This is a genomic window from Chlorobium sp. (assembly GCF_049593655.1).
In the GTDB taxonomy this organism is placed as follows: domain Bacteria; phylum Bacteroidota; class Chlorobiia; order Chlorobiales; family Chlorobiaceae; genus Chlorobium.
In genome coordinates this window covers 1-16,799 of record NZ_JBAWHG010000030.1, presented here as the reverse complement: position 1 = coordinate 16,799, position 16,799 = coordinate 1, and the positions used below count along the sequence as shown (strand labels likewise).

The 16,799-nt window shown below is 55.4% G+C and carries 16 protein-coding genes, 1 tRNA gene and 1 pseudogene; 11 read left to right on the top strand and 7 right to left on the bottom strand.

The window, feature by feature from the left end; translation table 11 throughout:
• From WBP50_RS04635 to WBP50_RS04610, 6 genes and pseudogenes are all read right to left on the bottom strand, one after another.
• A pseudogene (locus tag WBP50_RS04635) lies at positions 1 to 518 on the bottom strand (hypothetical protein); the annotation flags it as partial.
• Positions 519 to 521: 3 nt separating this feature from the next.
• Complete coding sequence (locus WBP50_RS04630; protein WP_423932020.1) at positions 522 to 1,100, bottom strand: hypothetical protein; 579 nt, start codon at positions 1,098 to 1,100, stop codon at positions 522 to 524.
• Positions 1,101 to 1,236: 136 nt separating this feature from the next.
• Positions 1,237 to 2,826, bottom strand: coding sequence for a DUF6798 domain-containing protein (locus tag WBP50_RS04625; protein WP_423932019.1), 1,590 nt, complete (start codon positions 2,824 to 2,826; stop codon positions 1,237 to 1,239).
• Between the two features lie 36 nt (positions 2,827 to 2,862).
• The gene (locus WBP50_RS04620) at positions 2,863 to 4,350 is read right to left on the bottom strand and encodes an ATP-binding protein (protein WP_423932018.1); all 1,488 of its coding nucleotides are present in this window, start codon (positions 4,348 to 4,350) and stop codon (positions 2,863 to 2,865) included.
• A 9-nt stretch (positions 4,351 to 4,359) separates the two neighbouring features.
• The gene (locus WBP50_RS04615) at positions 4,360 to 5,028 is read right to left on the bottom strand and encodes a response regulator transcription factor (protein WP_423932016.1); all 669 of its coding nucleotides are present in this window, start codon (positions 5,026 to 5,028) and stop codon (positions 4,360 to 4,362) included.
• 161 nt (positions 5,029 to 5,189) lie between these two features.
• Positions 5,190 to 5,738 carry a DUF4405 domain-containing protein gene (locus WBP50_RS04610; protein ID WP_423932014.1) on the bottom strand — a complete coding sequence of 183 codons (549 nt, stop codon included), beginning with the start codon at positions 5,736 to 5,738 and terminating at the stop codon, positions 5,190 to 5,192.
• 452 nt (positions 5,739 to 6,190) lie between these two features.
• Here WBP50_RS04610 and WBP50_RS04605 point away from each other — a divergent pair, with 452 nt between their 5' ends.
• The 6 genes from WBP50_RS04605 to WBP50_RS04580 all read left to right on the top strand — a co-directional run bounded on the left by WBP50_RS04605 (position 6,191) and on the right by WBP50_RS04580 (position 12,547).
• Positions 6,191 to 6,610 (top strand): cytochrome c, encoded by a 420-nt coding sequence (locus WBP50_RS04605; protein ID WP_423932012.1) that lies wholly within the window; start codon positions 6,191 to 6,193, stop codon positions 6,608 to 6,610.
• Between the two features lie 13 nt (positions 6,611 to 6,623).
• Complete coding sequence (locus tag WBP50_RS04600; RefSeq protein WP_423932010.1) at positions 6,624 to 7,457, top strand: DUF4405 domain-containing protein; 834 nt, start codon at positions 6,624 to 6,626, stop codon at positions 7,455 to 7,457.
• 49 nt (positions 7,458 to 7,506) lie between these two features.
• Positions 7,507 to 9,549: a sensor histidine kinase gene (locus WBP50_RS04595; RefSeq protein ID WP_423932008.1), complete on the top strand. Its 2,043-nt coding sequence runs from the start codon at positions 7,507 to 7,509 to the stop codon at positions 9,547 to 9,549.
• Positions 9,550 to 9,590: 41 nt separating this feature from the next.
• The gene (locus tag WBP50_RS04590; protein WP_423932006.1) at positions 9,591 to 10,949 is read left to right on the top strand and encodes a sigma-54-dependent transcriptional regulator; all 1,359 of its coding nucleotides are present in this window, start codon (positions 9,591 to 9,593) and stop codon (positions 10,947 to 10,949) included.
• A 264-nt stretch (positions 10,950 to 11,213) separates the two neighbouring features.
• Positions 11,214 to 11,873, top strand: a complete 660-nt coding sequence (locus WBP50_RS04585) for a fibrobacter succinogenes major paralogous domain-containing protein (protein WP_423932005.1) — start codon at positions 11,214 to 11,216, stop codon at positions 11,871 to 11,873.
• 170 nt (positions 11,874 to 12,043) lie between these two features.
• Entirely contained in the window at positions 12,044 to 12,547 is a 504-nt protein-coding gene (locus WBP50_RS04580; RefSeq protein WP_423932004.1) for a cupin domain-containing protein, read from the top strand.
• Positions 12,548 to 12,575: 28 nt separating this feature from the next.
• On the opposite strand, the gene WBP50_RS04575 is transcribed toward WBP50_RS04580, so the two are convergent.
• Positions 12,576 to 12,872: a hypothetical protein gene (locus tag WBP50_RS04575; RefSeq protein ID WP_423932003.1), complete on the bottom strand. Its 297-nt coding sequence runs from the start codon at positions 12,870 to 12,872 to the stop codon at positions 12,576 to 12,578.
• A 642-nt stretch (positions 12,873 to 13,514) separates the two neighbouring features.
• On the opposite strand from WBP50_RS04575, the gene WBP50_RS04570 reads away from it, so the two are divergent.
• The 5 genes from WBP50_RS04570 to WBP50_RS04550 all read left to right on the top strand — a co-directional run bounded on the left by WBP50_RS04570 (position 13,515) and on the right by WBP50_RS04550 (position 16,721).
• Positions 13,515 to 14,633 (top strand): hypothetical protein, encoded by a 1,119-nt coding sequence (locus WBP50_RS04570; RefSeq protein WP_423932002.1) that lies wholly within the window; start codon positions 13,515 to 13,517, stop codon positions 14,631 to 14,633.
• A 116-nt stretch (positions 14,634 to 14,749) separates the two neighbouring features.
• Positions 14,750 to 14,823: transfer RNA gene (locus WBP50_RS04565), tRNA-Cys, on the top strand.
• A gap of 39 nt (positions 14,824 to 14,862) precedes the next feature.
• On the top strand, positions 14,863 to 15,753 hold the full coding sequence (locus WBP50_RS04560) for a 4Fe-4S dicluster domain-containing protein (protein ID WP_423932000.1): 891 nt from the start codon (positions 14,863 to 14,865) through the stop codon (positions 15,751 to 15,753).
• Positions 15,740 to 15,988, top strand: coding sequence for a sulfurtransferase TusA family protein (locus WBP50_RS04555; RefSeq protein ID WP_423931998.1), 249 nt, complete (start codon positions 15,740 to 15,742; stop codon positions 15,986 to 15,988). Before WBP50_RS04560 ends, WBP50_RS04555 begins: the two co-directional genes overlap by 14 nt.
• Before the next feature lie 10 nt (positions 15,989 to 15,998).
• Positions 15,999 to 16,721, top strand: coding sequence for a phosphoadenylyl-sulfate reductase (locus WBP50_RS04550; RefSeq protein ID WP_423931996.1), 723 nt, complete (start codon positions 15,999 to 16,001; stop codon positions 16,719 to 16,721).
• The last annotated feature ends 78 nt before the right edge of the window (positions 16,722 to 16,799 follow it).

Genomic DNA, 16,799 nt, shown 5'->3' with positions numbered 1-16,799 from the left:
TGCCTGCCCGACGAGGCGGCGAACCTCCTGTGATCGAAGGTTGCGGGTTTCCATTGTTTCGTACCATGGCATGCGGCACAATTCGATGAAAGGGTGCGATGGATGTTGTCCGCAGGTTTCCTGTTCCTGTGGCAGTCGATACACCTGTTGCTGAAGTCCGGCGGCAAATCCTCGTGCCTGAAGGTTTTGAGGGCCAGTGCCGCTTTTGCTCCCCGGTGATCGGAGTGGCAGCCGGTGCAGGATTTTCCGGCAAGCGCCCTGTGAAAGGGTGCTTTTCCGGAATCTGCCGGAATCGGGTTCCCGGCGACGCTTCTGATCCCGATATCGTCCGGCTTGTGGCAGCTCATGCATCGGTCCGATGTGGCTCCGCCGAATGGCTGGTGGCAGCTCAGACAGGATGTTTCCGGTTTTTCATGTCCTTTCAGGAGCTGGCCGGGGCTCAGCAGGAGATCGGGCAGCGCCATGGCCAGCGCAGCGAGAATAATGGAGCACAGGATGAAAACGTACAGCGGCTTCAAGGTTTACCTCCAGTTCTGGAAAAAGATGACGGAAAGGATATGCAGCATGCAGAGCCCAAGCAGTACGGAAACGATGGGCATGTGAACGGTGCGCCATTTTTCGAGAGCCTTCAGGGTGATGCTGTCCCAGTAGCAGGTTCCTTCGGCTTCTTCGTCTTCGCTGTTTTCGATGCCCGCCTCCTTTTTTTTCATTTTTACCTCTTCCCTCAATTTTCTTACGATATATTGCCCTACATGGCCGCTTGCCGTTACCGCCATCATGCATGCGGTAGCCGCCCAGGGAAGCAGGGCGTTGAAGTGGATGCCCGAATGCACCAGCACCATGAGGGTTCCGAGCCATCCCGCGTTGCAGTGCAGCCGGAGAAAAAGCTTAAGCGTGCCGTTCCGGACAATCTTTTTCTTGCGGGCTGAATATCCGAATGAAAAAACGAGGAGCGCCGTTCCGGCAATTCCCAGATACCGTCCGATCCATGCCAGATGTGAGGCATGCAGGATGTAATCGAGAGCTATCGAGGCTGCAACGAGCAGCAGCCAGGAGAGCGTGAGCGGTAATGCCCGCTGTATAAGCACGGATTGCCACATTGCGTCGGTTCATTCAGAGAGGTGTTGTCTTCAGGCTGTTTTTTAAAAATACTTCCTGAGTCTTAATGCAGCATAAGTGGATTCTTAAAAATAACTTAAATGTTGCGTTGGGGATATGGGAATATCCTGCAGGATGCTACAATACCGTTTTTGTACGACGATTGTCCCGATCGTTGAGCGAGGTCTTTTTACGGACCGCAGACCATGACCCTGGGAGTTTTATTGCCACGTAATGGCTGTCGCGGAAGATGACTTTCGCCTCGGGGCATGCACGCAGAGGGGTTTCGGCGTCAAGTATGACGTGATTGACTCCGTAAAGCGCTGCGATTTTTCGTAGCGTAAGGGCGCCTTCTGCTTTGCATGCCTGGCGGTAGAATGATTCCGCCAGGCGGTTTCGACGGTACCATTCGATTATTTCAAGGTCCTTGTAGGGATGGGTTTTCCAGTTTACAAGCACGGGTATGCCTCCCTGCATCCTGACCTTTTCGAACTCCGTTTTTCTGCTCGGGACAAGCCAGAGGTCTCCGGAAACCGTATGGTGCCTTGCAAATGTCATCACGGCTATTTCCGGAGCTTTGGCATAACCGGAGAACCTCTTCAGCTGTACGGGCAGATGAAGCCCCGTCGTTATCGCGATGGTTATGACCGCCGTGGATTTGACTGCGAGTACGGCAATTCGCTGTTTTTCAAACAGGGGATACAGTTTCACGATCAGCCATCCGCCGAGGATTGCCCATGCAAGGGGGAGCAGCACGACGGATGTTCGCCAGGGAGTCAACACTTCCAGTTCCGGCCATGAATAGAAGAAAAGAAACGGGACGGTCACCAGAATCAGGGAGGCAAGCGGCAGCATGACCCAGAAAAGCAAGGTTTTTCTGGCCGTAACCATTGCCATTGCGATCAGCGCCATCCCGATATAATCTTCGTAATTCAGCCAGTTGCGAACTTTTGTATGTGTGGCGATGCGCTGTTCGGAAAGAATTGTCAGCGCTTCAGACAATATCGCCGGGGATGTGGGTGCGAAAAGCAGTTTGTAACGGATCACCAGAGGAGCCGAAAGCGAGATGAAGAGCAGCAGCGGCAGAAGGGCTTCTCCGGTTATTTTTTTCTGCCTGTAGAGGGTGACAGCCGTGTATGAGCCCTGTATCAGCAGAGCCGAGGGCATGTAGGCAGGATGGAATGCCGCCGCAAGAGCGAGCCATGCAGATGCCCACAAGGATTTTCCTGCAAGGAAGCGCTCGATGGAAAGCAGAATGAAAACGCCGAAAACGCACGGCTGGAAGTAATGCCCCAGAAGGTACTGCGTACCGAATCCGAGCTGTATGTTCTTGTATTCAAGAAAAAGTACGGCAAGAAAAAGCCACACTCCGGCCGGATGCCGTTTCAGGCCGAACAGATGGTCGGCTATTCCGGTCATTGCATACAGAAATACGGCGGAAAGAACAGGAAACAGGATATAGACCACTTCAATCGTTCCCATCCGATAAAGCGACTCTACAAGAAAACTGAAAAGCGGCAGCGGATCGAGGGTGTTGGCCATCCAGTCATGCTCAAGAAAACCCTGACCGGTTTTTGCGGCTGCATGGAGAAACTTGGTATTCTGGTTTTCGGTATAGAGCGGATGCTGAACAAGGTCGATGCTGTAGAGAATGCCGAGTATAAGCCACCATGAAAGGGTTTTCAGGGCAGATCCTGCTTTAAGGAGTTTGTTTCGTGTGTCGCTCATCTGGCTTGTTTGGGTAGTGATAAAAATACAGACCGGTCAGGTTCCCGGAAATCGCAGTTCCACCGTCGTGCCCGAATCCGGCCGGCTTTTTACCGATACCGTTATATGCTGCAGGTCGGCGAGTTTTTTCACGATGGCCAGACCCAGCCCCGATCCTCCGGTGCCGGAGCTTCTCGATTCGTCCACCCGGTAAAACCGCTCGAAGATCCGTGAGAGCTTTTCTTCCGGAATTCCCATGCCGTTGTCGGCGATGGTGCAGAGCAGGGGACCGGAACTGCCTGAAAGGGTTACCGCAACCGACGAATCCGGAGGGGAGTACTTGAGGGCGTTCGAAAGGATATTCTCGAAAATCATGTCGAGCATTGCCGGATCCGCCGAAACCATGCAGGATTGCGGTCCGTGGAAGCTGATCGGGATGTTTTTCCGTCCGGCTCCGGATTGCATGCGGTCGATCGTTTCCCTGATATGGAGGGCGAGATCGACGGGTTCCATACAGGGCGTCATACCGCGGCTTTCGTGGCGGGCCAGCATAAGGAGCTGATCGATCAGCCTCGTCATCCGGTCCAGCTCTTTCAGGCAGAAGAGGATCCGTTCTTCATAATGTTCGCGCTCCCGTGGTTTGCGCACCAGTACTTCGAGTGTGCCTCTCAGGGATGCGAGCGGCGTTTTCAGCTCATGGGAAGCATCGGAGGTAAACTGTTTTTCCCGCTGAAACGCATCCTGAAGACGCTCGAGAAGCGAATTGATGGTTACCGAGAGCCGGCGGAGCTCGTCGTGGTTCCGGGGAAGGGGGATGCGGCTGTCGAGATTTTCCCTGGTGATTTTCTCTGCGGCGGCAATGACCTCTTCAACCGGCCGGATACTTCTGCCGGCAATAACCCTGGTAAGCGTGAAGAGGATAAGAATGATTGCCGGATATGATGCCAGAAGCACCTGCTTCAGATCGCCCAGAATGGTTACGGCATCCCGAACGGGAACCGCCGCAAGGAGGTATCCTTCGACTCTCCCTTCCGGATCGGTCAGCGGAACCTGAATCTGGCGCACGGCAAGCCGGCCGGCCTCTGCGAGCCGGTAGCTTTTTTCCTTCCGGCCCGCCTGGAAGGGGAGGGTGTCGCCGGCGAGGTTGGCAGACCTGGCGATTATCTTTCCGTCACGGCCGACAAGCTGGATGAACTCTTCGTCATCGTCATCCCGCACTTTTTCGCCATCCGTTTTCCTGTGATCGTGATCGTGATCGTCGCGTTCACCCTTTCGGGAATCGTCGTCGGAGTGGTCGAAATTCCATGAATCAAGCGCTCTTCGGGGCTGTTCTTCAATGATTTCCGAGACTTCCCGGTCGAGTTCGTCGTCGAAGTGGCTGTAGACCACCCGTTCGACCGTAAAAAAAACAAGGGTAAAGACAAGGGCGAGCAGGAGTGCCGTCGCAATCGTGTAATAGAGTGCAATACGGCTGCGCAGACTCAGGGAGTGTTTTTCCTGAACGGAACCGGCAGGCTCACCGGCAGGCCTTGTTTTTTTTTTCATGCCCGGCATTCAGGATTCACGGATGATGTAGCCGACGCCCCGGATGGTCTGAATGATGTTGCCGCATCCGGCCTGGTCAAGTTTTTTTCGAAGAAAATTGATATACACATCGATTACCGAGGTGTCGGAATCGAAATGAATGTCCCATACGTGTTCGATGATGCGGCTTCTGGTGCAGACCTTTTCCTTGTTGCGCACCAGATACTCGAGCAGGGAAAACTCCTTCGGGGTCAGCATGATCTCGCCGGTTCCGCAGAGTACCTGATGGGTAACGGGATTGACGCTGAGACGACCGGCAGTAAGCTGGTCGCCGGCCGGATTGTTTCTGCGGAGCTGAACCCGTATGCGGGCAAGCAGCTCTTCGAAGGCGAACGGTTTTCTGATGTAGTCGCTGGCTCCTGCGTCGAGGCCGAATACGATATCGTCGAGGGCGTCTTTTGCCGTCAGGAAAATCAGCGGCACATCGATGCCGGACTTGCGTACCTGTCGGCACACCTCGATACCGCTGATTCCGGGAATCATCCAGTCAACGATCAGGAGATCGTACTCGTTCAGGAGAGCCATATCAAGGCCGTTTTTGCCGTCGAACGCCAGATCGACGGCAAAATACTCCTCTTCAAGTCCATCCTTGAGAAACCGGGCAATTCCGGGTTCATCCTCTATGACAAGAATCCGCATGGCAGTTGCAATTCGTTAACGGGAACCTCTAAAAAGTGTGATGAGCGATTAAAGAGCAAGGCGGACGGAGCGGAGAAACCGGAGTGTACACGTCGTACATGAGGATTTCGAGCAACGACCAACGCAGCAATTTATTTGCGCAATAACTTATTAGATGTTCCCTAATGATCGTCGTCGTCACCCTCCATCCTTCCCTCTCCGCCCTTTTTGGAGTTTCCGACGAGCGCTCCGAGCACCATTTTTTCCTCCTTTCCGTTCTTTTGCGCAATCTCGGCGATGGTCATGGACGGATTGGCGGCTGCGATGCCTTCTTTTTCAAGTCTGGCGGCAAGCTCTGCCGGTGTCGCTTTCAGAACCAGTGCGACGGTTTCGAGCGAGGAGGATTCGAGCGCCTGCACGGCGGCTTTTCCGGCGCTTTCCTTTCCGTGCTTTTCTTCGCCTTCGCCGAACATCGGCAGCAGCGACAGCGTCGTGACAAGTGCCGCAGCGCCGATGATGCCGATGGCTGCCTTTTTCGAGAAATAACCGGTAAACACCTTCCAGTTCGAAGCGGTGTGGAGCAGGATGCCTCCAAGAAGCAGCCAGCTGAGCCATTTGTGAACCGGTTCGACCAGCCCGATTTCAATATCGAAAAATAACAGCAGACCTGTAACGCCTGAAATGATAAAAGCTCCGATGGCAAGCGGGGTTGCCCATGATTTCAATGTCATGCTATCTCCTTTACAAGATTTAGGGTTCTGTTCCGTCAGGCGGATGACGGCCATCGCCTGACTGCTGATGAAAACATGATCAAAGTAGCACCCTGTTCCTTAAAGGATGCTCAGGCAAAGCTTAAAATTCGCTTAAAATTGCGGTTTCCGCCGGTTTTCAGCAGACCGTCGTTCGACCGAAAGGTCGATATTCCGACCTTTCGGTCGAAATTGTTATAATGAAGCGTTGAGGAGGGAACTGCCGATCCGGGTGTAATTGCATGAAAAAAAAGAGGTTGAAGATTATCCTGTTCGATTGGCATGACTCTTGAATGGTACTATGTAGTGCTGCGCAGAGCCGCTGGGCGATTCGGAAGAGAACGCCGGACGGGTTAATCGCGTTGTACTTTATGCAATGAAGTGAAGTACGTGTCGGAGTCTATGGTAATTATCATTATTCAGGGAGTGTCGTTATGAAAAAGATCTTGTATGTGTGTGTGTTGTCCGTAATCGCGTCTGCATTTTCATCGGCTGCCGCGTCGGCCGTGACGCCGGATGGCGGAGCGATTTTTACCAGAAGCTGCAGCGTCTGCCATTCCGTCAATCCTCCTCCGAAATCCGCGCCGCCGGTTGTTCCTCTGGCCAACCGCTACCATCTCAGGTTCCAGACGAAAGCGCAGGGCGTTGCCGCTATTACGGCATTTCTGAAGAAACCCGACAGGAACAGGGCTGTCGATCAGCAGGCGGTAACACGCTTCGGACTCATGCCGGTCATACCGCTTACCGATGCGGAACGTGCGGCTGTTTCGGGATGGTTCTGGGATCAGTACAATCCATCGATGGGTGGCGGCAGGGGGGTTGGCGGTGGCCAGCGAAGACTTATGAACCAGTAACAGGAATATTCCCATGAAAAAATCTTTCAGCTGGCGCATATTCATAAGCTTCGGACTTCTGCTCTCGTTTCTGATGCTGCTTGTTTCCGGGGTGATCCTCTACATCTCTCCTCCCGGCAGGGTTGCGAACTGGACCGACTGGCGCATGCTGGGCCTTACGAAGACAGGCTGGGAAAACCAGCATGCGATTTTCGGCTTCGCGTTCGCGATCCTCTCCATATTCCACCTGTTCTTCATCAACTGGAAGGCCTTCCTGTCGTACCTGAAAACAAAGACCGGCGAAGGCCTGAAAAGTCCGAAGGAGCTGTTCGGCAGCGTTGTGCTTGCGCTCATCTTCGGGATCGGGACCTTTTACGCTCTCCAGCCGTTCTCGGCAGTCATCGATTTCGGCAACAGCATTTCGGAATCGTGGGAACGGCGTGACCGGCAGCCTCCCGTGCCCCATGCCGAAAGCATGACGCTTGTGGAGCTTGCCCTCCAGCCGGGACTTGGAGGTGACGCCGAAGTGCTGAAGGCAAAGCTCGAAAAAGCAGGATTCAGGGTGAATTCCGTTCAGCAGACCCTTGCGGAAATAGCCGGGAAGAACCATACGACGGCAGAAAAGGTTTACGTTCCTCTTGCTCCTGAAAAAAGCGGAGCCGGTAAACTGCCGGCAGAAGGACTCGGGCGTAAAACCCTGCAGGAGATCGCCGACGGTGCGGGGGTATCGGCTGCTTCGCTGCAGCTTGCCCTGAAGCAGCAGGGAGTCGAGGCTGAACCCGCCATGACCATGAAGGCAATAGCCGACAGGAACGGCACCGATATGAGCCGGCTGCGCGAGATGCTTGAAACCATGATAAGCCGGTGAGCAGCAGCCCGCTTCACACACCCCTGTTCCGACGATGTTTCAGGGGCGAATGAAACGCGGCGCCGGCCCGGAAAAAAGGCTCCTGATGCTTCCGCCGAAGCATCTTGCCGGATTGTTTTCGCTCCTTGTACTGCTGTTTCTCGGTACGGCTTTTTTCGAGTATCACTACCGGAAAGCCGAGATCGAGCACATCATGCGCGAGGAAGCATCGCTGCTTGTTCATGCATTGACGGTGGGGGTGGAGAGCGCCATTACGGGTTACAACGAAAACCGCTCCCTGCTGACCGGCAGCCTTTTCGACCAGCTGCGCCTTCTCGACCGTCTCGACCGGCAGAAACCGCTGACCTCAGCCGATCTTTCTGTCATAGCAGGCAGCAGCGGCATCTACCGGATCAATATCTTTGACGGAAACGGCCGGAGGATTGCCTTCAACACCCCTGTGGACCATACGCCTCTCGAACAGACGTGCGATCCGCGGGAGATGCTGCAGCCCGTTTTTTCCGGCCGGCAGGATTCCCTGCTGCTCGGCATACGGCAAAGCACTTCGGACAGAGGGCCCCGGCTTGTCGCTGCCGTCAGACGTTCCAGGGGTGGCGTGATTGCCGGCAATATCGATGCTTCAGGGATGCTCGACCTGAAGCGCAAGCTGGGTGCAGGTCAGCTTATTCGGCGCATAGGCGCCGACACCACAGGCATAGAGTACATCGTATGGCAGGATTCGAAGGCCATTCTGTCCGCCACGCCGAATGTAACGGGACTCGATGCCGTTCATTCCGATCCTTTTCTGCTCGCCTCGTCCCGGGGGACCTCTGCGAAAACCCGGATGACAACCTTCAACGGCAAACATGTTTTCGAGGTGGTCAAGCCGCTCTATTATAACGGCATCAATGTCGGTCTGCTGCGCATAGGCCTGAAAACCGACCATTATGAGGTTGCCGCAGCCAAGCTTCGCAACCGGTTGCTGCTGCTTGCCGGTCTTGTCGTTATCGGGTCGCTTTTCATGTTCAACCTTATGGTGACGCACAGGAGCGAGGAGAAGATGAAGAGCGCCTTCCTGCGGGCGCAGACCTTTTCGTCCGTCATTCTTGAAAGCATGGCGGACCCCGTGGTTGCCGTCGATGCTGCCGGGCAGATAACCATGATCAACCCTCCTGCAGAAAAACTGTTCCGTCTCTCCTCCCCGGAGGTCAGCGGCAAGCCGGTCGGTGAGGTCTTTCGGGAATTCGCACCGTTCATCGAGGGGGTCCTCTCGGGCCGGCATGCGATGCTCAACAGGGAATTTCACTGCAGGGCTGACGGCCGCCAACTGCTTCTGAACGGGAATTTCAGTCTCATCACGGGCCCCGACAGCCGGATTGACGGAGCGGTCGGCGTGCTGCGGGATCTTACGGAACAACGGGCAATGCAGCAGGTTATCGAGCGGCAGGGAAAACTCAGCGCCATGGGAGAGCTTGCTTCGGGAGTCGCTCACGAGATCAGAAATCCGCTCAATGCCATCGGCATACTTGCCCAGCGGCTCGATATCGAGTTCACTCCGGTCACCGATGAACCGGAATATCGTCACCTGGTTCGAACCATCGTCTCCGAGGTCGGTCGCCTCAACGCCATCATCGGGCGTTTCCTGAAATTCAGCCGTCCTCCGGAGCTTTTTTTACAGCCCTGTTCTCTTGACGACTTTGTAGTCGGTTACAGCGATATGCTGCAAGGCGGGGCTCAAGCCAAAGGGATCTGTTTTTCGGTTGAAGCGGGTTGCGGCGCTGTGGTCGATATCGACACCGAGCAGATGCGTCAGGTGTTGCTCAACCTTGTGCGCAACGCGGTCGATGCCACGCCCGGGGGCGGCAGCGTAACGGTCAGGACAGGATGCGACAGTGCCGGTCGAGCCTTTATCGAGGTAGCCGACACCGGCTCCGGCATTCCCTCCGGCAGGTTGCCGGAGATATTCAACCTCTATTTCACCACAAAGGAAGAGGGAACGGGAATGGGGCTGGGCATAGCCAACCAGATCGTCCACGCCCATGGGGGCATGATCGGGGTTTCCAGCACTGAAGGAGAGGGGAGCGTGTTTCGTGTCGTGCTTCCCCCCGCCTGAGGGTCATTCACTTTCCGGTATCTGTTAACCAGCATAAAACCATGGACTACACCATACTTGTCGTCGAGGATGAACCCGTTCAGCTTGAAAGCATTGCCGGTTTTCTTCTGAAGCAGGGTTACCGGGTGCAGAAAGCCTCCACGCCCGCACACGCTCTCGACATTGCACGGCAGGCTGTGGTCGATATCGTGCTTTCCGATTTCCGGATGCCGGGGATGAGCGGCGTCGAACTGCTTGCAGGACTGAAAAACATCAATCCGGCAATAGAGGTTATCATCATGACGGCCTACGGCAGCGTCGAGTCGGCTATCGAAGCCATGAAACTCGGCGCCGCCGACTACATCACCAAACCTGTGGATCTTCACCTGATTCAGGTTCTGATCCGAAAAATCCTCGAGAGAAAACAGCTTGTCAGTGAAAACAGCCTGCTCAGGAAGCAGCTGCAGGAGCGGTTCAGCTTCAAGGGGATCATTTCGCAATCGCCTGCAATGGCTCAGGTGCTGAATATTGCCGGAAGGGTTGCCGCAAGCAGTGCGACGGTGCTCATTACCGGCGAGACCGGCACCGGAAAGGAGCTTGTAGCCAAAGCCCTGCATTTTTCCAGCCCGCGACGGGACAAGCCCTTCATTGTGGCAAACTGTGCGGCCCTGGCTGAAAGCCTGCTCGAAAGCGAGCTCTTCGGACATGAAAAGGGGGCATTTACCGGGGCGGACAGGCTGAGGAAAGGGAGGTTCGAAACAGCCGAAGGGGGAACCCTGTTTATCGACGAACTGGGGGAGATTCCCCTCTCCCTGCAGGTCAAACTGCTTCGGGTGCTCCAGGAGAGGACGTTCGAGCGTGTTGGCAGCTCGGTGCAGCTTCATGCCGATGTGCGGATCGTTGCGGCCACGAACCGTGATCTCGAATCGATGGTTCGGGAGGGATCGTTCCGTGCCGATCTCTATTACCGTCTGAATGTTGTCTCCATCCATATTCCGCCGCTTCGGGAGCGCAGGGAGGATATCCGACCCCTTCTCGACATGTTTCTCATGAAATTCACCGCCCGGAACGGCGAGCAGGTGACCGCTCTTTCAAGGGAAGCGCTCGACTCTCTTTTGAAATACTCCTATCCGGGAAATGTCCGTGAACTTGAGAATATCGTCGAGCAGTTCGTCGTGCTCAGCCGTTCACCGGTCATCATGAGGGATGATCTGCCCATGCGGGTAAGGGAATATCATCCCGATCTTTCAGGCAGCCGGGAATCGCAGGGCTCTCTTGTTGAACAGGTCGAGGCTTTCGAGCAGGCAATGATAACGGACGCGCTCAGAAGCGCCGGTCAGGTGCAGACGCGAGCCGCAGAAATACTTGGCATCAGCGAAAGGCATCTGCGCTACAAGCTGAGAAAATACGGAATGAAGTAAACGCCTTTGCCCTTGCGGACGCCGGGCTCGCCCATAGCTTTTTCATTCGCTTCCGGTTCAGGTTCGCCGTATGGAATCGGCCGTTGAGGCCGGAAAAATTTAAGCATTTTTTGATCTCCCCTTAATCTCCCTTAAAGAGACCCATTCCTACATTTCTTCCGGGCTGTCATGATCGTCTTGCGTTCAGGATGGCCGCACAGGATAACTGCAACAGCTAAACGGAGAAAAAGGATGAAACAGGCGAAAAATACCCGACGGGTGTTCATGATACTTCTTTTGGGCGTTATCGCGCTCTTTTCGGGATCATTGCGTGCGTCGGACGAAAGCATGAAGGATATCGATGGAAACAGCTATGGCGTGGTAAGCGCCGGAAAGCAGATCTGGATGGCGGAAAACCTCAAGGTGAGCCGTTACCGCAACGGTGATCCTGTCCGCCATGCCGCAACACGTGAGGAGTGGCTCGACGCCGCCGCCAAAGGCGAAGGGGCGTGGTGCTACTTCGACAACAATCCGGCAAACGGAAAACATTTCGGGCGCCTGTACAACTGGTATGCCGTCAGCGATCCGCGCGGTCTGGCCCCCAAAGGCTGGCATGTGCCGACAGACAGGGAGTGGTCGGCATTGACCGCTTTTCTTGGCGGTGAAGCTGTCGCCGGCGGAAAAATGAAGGAGGCCGGGCACCCACTCTGGCGCACCCCGAACGAGGGGGGAACAAACTCCAGCGGCTTCAGTGCGCTTCCCGGAGGGTTGAGGGGCATCGACGGCGTTTTCGCGTTTGGCGCACAGAGCGCGTATTTCTGGACCTCTGCGGAGCACTCCCCGTTGCTGGGGTGGTACAGGGTGCTCAACTACCATGTCGCAACCGTGGTGAAAAGCGGCGAGGAAAAAATCGACGGCATGTCGGTCCGCTGCGTCCGCGACTGATTTTTCCTGAAACGCGAGAGGGGGACTCGTGACTGCTCCAGCCGCGGCTATCGGCAGGAAATACTTGTCTTGCAGAAAAACGCGCCGTACATTGCCAGAGGCGATGTTCTGTAACCCCTCTCGTTATACAGGCATATCGGCCGCAATCCCCATTAAACCCCTGCAGTCAAATGACAAAAAACAGTTTCATCCCGAAAACGCCGTCCGGTGGTATGCACGGTGCGGCTTTCGCGGCGGTTCTCTGCATGCTGCTGCTTGCGCCGTGGCGGGGCAGCGTGCTCCAGGCTGAAGAGTACCGGAATGTATCGGTCAGGAAAGTGCTGACAACGGGCACGGTAAGCGACGGAAGCAGAATACGGTATCTGCGCGCCGACGATCCTGAAGTGACCGTGCTTGTTGTCGATGTGCCTCCGGGCGGTTCGACAGGCTGGCACAGCCATCCGGTTCCGGTTTACGCCTACATGCTCGAGGGCGTGCTCGCCGTCGAGATGGAGAACGGAAAAACCTTCGAGTTCCGCAAGGGCGACGCCATTATAGAGGTCGTCAACACTGCACACAACGGCTACAACCCCGGCAGGGAAAAGGCAAGCCTCGTGGTGTTCTACACCGGAGCTGCCGGCGTGCCGAACGTGGTCAAGGAGGCTCCGGCAGTGGCTCCGGCGGCCATGCCCTGAGCTGTTCGACGTTTGTGTCGGGGGGTTTTCATGTCATGAACAGCGTCGGATGCTCTTCAGCCAGTTCCCTGATGATGCCCTCCGATTCCGATACGGACAGTTGCCGCTCTCCTTTCTTTGCTTCGGCCTCCCGGACTGGGCCGCTCTCCCGAATATTGTCCTGAGATCTCCGGGATGCGGCGTTTCCGGGCAGATTCCTCAGCCACAGTGAAACCATCCGCACAAGTGTGCTGATCCCGCTTTCCGGTAGTGCATGCCTGCATGCCTTTTTCGGAGATGGGAGCTGCTGAAAAACAGCACCGGATTTCCGCAGTGTTTTTGTCATAAGAAAACATAAAGGGTTGTCGGGCCGGACCATATCAGGCCCTCTCCCAATATCGTACATGCAGGCCGTTCCGGAAATCCCTCGAAAGCGGTATTCTCCGTACCGCGTACATGTTATAACCCGCACCACCCGCCAGTTTCCGGCCCATTGCGGCTCCGCAGCGCGGCTGATTCCCGTAAGTTTCAGCAGTTCATGCCACAACAACGCCATTCCAGCCTCACAAGAAACGCAGCGCATGCCTTTTCAGGCTGAGAGCTGCGCGTCCGCCGCATCGTTTCTTCCGACAGCCAGCGGGAGCCATCCCCGGAGAGCGGCCCTTTTCGCAGGATTTGCTTTCGACGGGTCGTGTTATTGTTCGGCAAGTGCATAAAACCCCAGGGTATACCATGTTTGGGGTATTTATAGGGTATATGCTTGGTTCCGGCTCCCGATCGGCTTTAATTCACAATCGTTAATCGAAAACAACCATTGAACCACATGCATACACGACCAATCTACAATTCAAAATCCTGCGGCGGGTGTCCCTGGTGTCGCGCGTATCTGACAATGCGCTCCACGCCATAGCCGTTCCGGCCGCTGTTTCTGGGCTGGACGAACATGATTTGAACAATCAACAACAATACGTTACAAGGGGAATATGTCATGAAAAAAACACTATCGATTCTTGCGCTTCTGGTGCTGGCGTCCTACGCCCGTCCGGCAGCTGCGGAGCTTAAGTTTGGCGGCGATGCAAGCATTCGCCTGAGAGGCCAGTTCCAGGATAAGGGAGCGGACAACAACGAGGATGACCTGCTGTTCCAGTACAGGGTTCGCCTCAATGCATCCGCAGATCTCGGAAGCGGCTATGTTTTCAAGGCCGTCATCGGAAACGAAGCGCCTAACCTGAAATCGGACGGCACGGTGGCTCCGGGAGGCGGCGGCGGCTGGCAGACGGTGGGTTCGGCCAACACGGAGCGGTACACGCTCGGCGTCTATCAGTTCTATTTCGGCCGCAATCTCGAGGAGAGTCATTACTATGCCGGCCGTCTGCCTCTGAACAGCACGAACAACCCGGTGTTCGATCTTGCGCTCTATCCCTCCCAGCCGCTCGATCTGCCGGTCAATACGCTCAATAACGACCGTCTTTTCGGATTTACCTACGGCAGGAAAATCGGCCCGGGCGAGCTGAACGCGGTAGTCGGCGTTTTCGATAACGACTCCAAAGACGACAAGGCCGGCGAGGGCGACGGGCTGTTCAATGACGGCTATGTCCTCTCTCTTGCCTATAAAACCGCACTTGGCAGCGTGACCGTCGAGCCGCAGATATTTACCGCTCTGACCAACCACAGCGTTTTCAATCAGGACCTCTCGGCATTTGCCGGCAGCATCACTCCGGTCACGTTCGGAGCGAACGTATCGGTTCCCGCAGGAAAAGCAAAAATCGGCGTCAGTGCATTCTACACTTCCGCAGACGATACGACTCCGGGCAGCGGCGAGAGCGTCGATTACAGCGGTTACCTGTTCAGGCTCAAAGCCGAATCCGGGCCTTTCCTTGCCTGGTACGATTATAACCGGACTACCGATCGCTCCGGAACGGCAGACGTTGATTATACCAACCAGTTCGTATGGGCCCAGTACAAAATAAAGCTCTACGAGGCGGCTTCCGGAAGTTTCAGTCTGACTCCGACGCTTCGGTATCTGGCCTCGAAAAAGGATAATGGCACCGTCGAAACCGATACGAGCCGTCTGAGGACGGAGCTTTATGCCACGGTAACGTTCTGAGTCGTTTCCTCCGGTGATCCGGGCATCATGAAACATCCTTTTTCGGCAAAGGGGTTTTGTGTGTGTGTACCGAAAGCGTTTCATGCATGTCCGGATCATTTTTTGCATTTCGAAAAGGCGACGTGGGTGAGTGGTTGAAACCAGGGTCTGCAAAACCTTTTTCTCGCAAGTTCGAATCTTGCCGTCGCCGCACGGAACAACTCTTAATCGGTAAAAACAGCAGAGTCTTATGAGTGATTTGGAACTGGATGCGGTTGCCCTCGGCAAAGTCGGCATGATGCGCCAGACGCAGCCGGAGTTTTATGTGATGCGCCTGCACGCGGTTGCCGGCGACCTGACAGCGCGCCAGATACGCTGCATCGCGCGTGTTGCCGCCAGATACGGCAGGGGAAGTGTCCATCTTTCTACGAGGCAGGGAGTCGAGATTCACTATGTCCGCCAGGAGGATCTGGAAAAGGCGCGTCTCGAACTTCTTGAAGGCGGAGTGGAAATGGGCGCATGCGGACCGAGGGTCCGCCTGATTGTCGCCTGTCCGGGTAACGAAACCTGCCGTCAGGGGGTGATTGATACCAAAACCATGACAAAAACGCTCGACGAGCGCTACTTCAAGACGGAAACCCCCTCAAAGTTCAAGATGTCCGTTGCCGGCTGTTCGAACAACTGCAGCAAGGCTACCGAAAACGATATCGGCATCAGGGGCGCCATCGAGCCGGAGTGGGTTCCCGCTTCATGCAGCGATTGCGGTCTCTGCATGCCACTCTGTCCGGTCAGGGCCATTTCTCGAAGGGAGAGCGGCGGGAACCCGGAAACGCCATTCCGCTATGAGGCGGACGAAGCCTCATGCATCAATTGCTCGACCTGTACGTCGCTCTGTCCATCGGACGCCTGGCGGGTCGGGAAAAGAGGGTACCATGTCTATATCGGCGGTACCATGGGCAGGGTTCCCCGTTTCGCTTCTCTCCTGAAAAAATTCGTGACGGACGAGGAGGACGTGTACCGGCTCGTTGAAGAGGCAATAGCATTTTACCGGCAGCACGGCAATAAAAAAGAGCGGTTCGGGCATATGATCGACCGGATCGGGCTTGATACCGTCAGGGAGGTGATACTTGGGAGCGTTTGAGGTAAGCAGAAGCATCGATGTTCTGGGAGTGAGTTGCCCGCTGAATGCCATGCGGGTTAAAAACGCGCTTCTTTCCCTCGAGCCGGGCGAACTGATCGAGGTATTCATCGATGAGGGCGAGGCGGTCTTTCGTGTGGCCCGTACGCTCAAGGACGCCGGCAACAGGGTGGTGAAGGTTGAGCCCCGTCCGGGAGGATTGAGCATGATTGTTGAAAAAGGCGGAAAGCACGCATAATCGAAAAACCATGTATTCGACAGCAAAAAAGAGAGCCGAAGCGCTCAATGGAGAGTGGAGCGGACGAGACCCGGAGACGATTCTTTCGCTCGCCGGCAAACGGTTCTGCGCAGGGAGGATCGCACTTGCCTCGAGTTTCGGCGCCGAAGATCAGGTGCTCACCGACATGATCGTAAGAACCGTGCCTGAAATCGCCGTTTTTACGCTGGATACGGGTCGGCTGCATCAGGAAACCTACGATCTCCTCGACGCGACCCGGAATCGTTACGCGATCCCGATCGAAGTGCATTTTCCCGAAACGTCGGAGATGTTGGCAATGCAGACCCTGTTCGGGGCCAATCTTTTCTATGAAAGTGTGGAAATGCGCAGAAGGTGCTGTGAAACAAGAAAAGTGAGGCCTCTCGAAAAGAAACTCTCGAAACTCGACGCATGGATATGCGGCTTGAGGAAAGGGCAGTCGGTCACCCGGGATGCGGTAAGGACGGTTGAATGGGACGAACGGTTCGGTCTTTTCAAGATCAATCCTCTTGCGGAATTTTCCGAAGAGATGGTCTGGGCGTATATCCGGCGTTACGGGGTGCCTTACAACGCCCTGCACGACCGGGGATTCCCAAGTATCGGATGCGCACCCTGCACCAGGGCCGTCACTCCGGGAGAGGACATACGGGCTGGGCGCTGGTGGTGGGAGCTGCCGACGCATCGGGAGTGCGGACTGCACTCCGGAAAACCATAACGCTTTCATGAAAACGTATCACATGGATCATCTCGACAGACTTGAATCGCAAAGCATCTATATCCTGAGGGAGGCGTA

Bases quoted from the DNA above. Each gene is read 5' to 3' on its own strand.
- WBP50_RS04600 (WP_423932010.1), top strand. From the start codon at position 6,624: ATGAAAAAATCTTTCAGCTGGCGCATATTCATAAGCTTCGGACTTCTG.
- WBP50_RS04590 (WP_423932006.1), top strand. From the start codon at position 9,591: ATGGACTACACCATACTTGTCGTCGAGGATGAACCCGTTCAGCTTGAA.
- WBP50_RS04615 (WP_423932016.1), bottom strand. From the start codon at position 5,028: ATGCGGATTCTTGTCATAGAGGATGAACCCGGAATTGCCCGGTTTCTC.
- WBP50_RS04575 (WP_423932003.1), bottom strand. From the start codon at position 12,872: ATGACAAAAACACTGCGGAAATCCGGTGCTGTTTTTCAGCAGCTCCCA.
- WBP50_RS04550 (WP_423931996.1), top strand. From the start codon at position 15,999: ATGTATTCGACAGCAAAAAAGAGAGCCGAAGCGCTCAATGGAGAGTGG.
- WBP50_RS04570 (WP_423932002.1), top strand. From the start codon at position 13,515: ATGAAAAAAACACTATCGATTCTTGCGCTTCTGGTGCTGGCGTCCTAC.
- WBP50_RS04585 (WP_423932005.1), top strand. From the start codon at position 11,214: ATGATACTTCTTTTGGGCGTTATCGCGCTCTTTTCGGGATCATTGCGT.
- WBP50_RS04625 (WP_423932019.1), bottom strand. From the start codon at position 2,826: ATGAGCGACACACGAAACAAACTCCTTAAAGCAGGATCTGCCCTGAAA.
- WBP50_RS04605 (WP_423932012.1), top strand. From the start codon at position 6,191: ATGAAAAAGATCTTGTATGTGTGTGTGTTGTCCGTAATCGCGTCTGCA.
- WBP50_RS04580 (WP_423932004.1), top strand. From the start codon at position 12,044: ATGACAAAAAACAGTTTCATCCCGAAAACGCCGTCCGGTGGTATGCAC.
- WBP50_RS04620 (WP_423932018.1), bottom strand. From the start codon at position 4,350: ATGAAAAAAAAAACAAGGCCTGCCGGTGAGCCTGCCGGTTCCGTTCAG.
- WBP50_RS04560 (WP_423932000.1), top strand. From the start codon at position 14,863: ATGAGTGATTTGGAACTGGATGCGGTTGCCCTCGGCAAAGTCGGCATG.
- WBP50_RS04630 (WP_423932020.1), bottom strand. From the start codon at position 1,100: ATGTGGCAATCCGTGCTTATACAGCGGGCATTACCGCTCACGCTCTCC.
- WBP50_RS04595 (WP_423932008.1), top strand. From the start codon at position 7,507: ATGAAACGCGGCGCCGGCCCGGAAAAAAGGCTCCTGATGCTTCCGCCG.
- WBP50_RS04610 (WP_423932014.1), bottom strand. From the start codon at position 5,738: ATGACATTGAAATCATGGGCAACCCCGCTTGCCATCGGAGCTTTTATC.